The 1,217-nt window shown below is 73.6% G+C and carries 1 protein-coding gene; it reads right to left on the bottom strand.

The window, feature by feature from the left end; translation table 11 throughout:
• A partial coding sequence (locus DXB98_RS10025; RefSeq protein ID WP_117744013.1) for an IS30 family transposase occupies positions 1-1,125 on the bottom strand: 1,125 nt, incomplete at its 3' end.
• Between the last annotated feature and the right edge of the window lie 92 nt (positions 1,126-1,217).

The raw sequence follows: 1,217 nt of genomic DNA, 5'->3' as shown, positions 1-1,217 counted from the left end.
CGCGCCGCGGGGCTCGGAGTTCACGTGCGACATGGCCAGCGCCAGGTCGGCCGGGGCGAGCCGGTCGAACCTGATTCCGGCGCCCTTGGGCAGCAGCTTCCTGATCTCGACGTGGTTGCGCTCGCAGGCGCCCTTCTGGTCGCTGCGCCTGGGGTCGCAGTAGAACAGCCTCGTCTCGCCCGGCCCCTCGCCGAGCAGCGCCGCGATCGCCGCCTCGTCGGAGAACTCGGCGCCGTTGTCGGTGAGGACGGCGCGGAACACGCGGCGCGTCCCGTCGGCGCCGAGGATGGCCCGGACGCCCTCCAGGGCGCCCGCGACGCACCCGGCGGTCTTCTCCTCCAGCGGCAGCGCGAGCTGGAGCCTGCTGGGGCGGTGCAGCAGCGTGAGCAGGCAGGCGGAGTCCTCCCGGGCCCCCTCGACGGTGTCCATCTCCCAGGCCGCGGCGCACGCGTCCTCCCCGAGGGCGAGGAACGCGGCATGCGACCTGCGGGCGGAGTGGCGGGTCGCCGCCCGGCCCGCGGCGCGCTTCCTCGGCCTGTAGCCGACCTTGCGCCTGAGCTCCATGTTGGTCATGCCGTCGTAGCCCGCCGAGACCCAGCGGTAGATGGTCGACGGCGACAGGTCCACCGGGCCGCCGTTGCGCGCCGCCATCTGCTCGGGCGACAGCCCCCGGCGCAGGCAGTCCCTTATCGCCTCCAGCCTGGCCGCCGCGGCGGGCTCGTCGGCGTCTATCCCGCGCCTGGACGAGACGAGGACCGAGTCGGCGCACAGCTGCGCGGCCCGGGCCTCGTAGAAGACGTGGGGGCGGCGCTTGCAGCCGATCGCGCGGTACCGGCCGCAGCCGTTGCAGCATCGCGGCCACGCCGCCAGGCGCGGGCAGGCCGCCGACAGGTCGGCGGAGGCGTCCACGCGCTCGCCGCGCCTGGCCTTCGGCGCCGTCACGAACCTGTGCGACGCCACCTCGGCGCTCACCGTCGAGGGCGACCTGCCCAGCTCCCTCGCGATCTCCCTGCACGACGCCCTGCGCTCCAGCATCCTCTGGACCGTGTCCCGCTCGTGCCTCGTGAGCCTTCCGTAGGCCCTCGGGACCGCCCTTGCGGAGCCCCTTTTCTTCTTTCCGGACATGCCGTCCTCCGATCTCCCGGGGCCGGCCGATCCGGCCCTCAGGGTATCGGGTTCCCACATTCATCCGCACATGTACGGATGAATGTGGGAGG

The sequence above is a fragment of the Collinsella sp. OM07-12 genome (genome assembly GCF_003438275.1).
GTDB lineage: Bacteria > Actinomycetota > Coriobacteriia > Coriobacteriales > Coriobacteriaceae > Collinsella.
The sequence above is the reverse complement of the archived record's forward strand: the minus strand, read 5'-3'. Positions and strand labels throughout refer to the sequence as shown.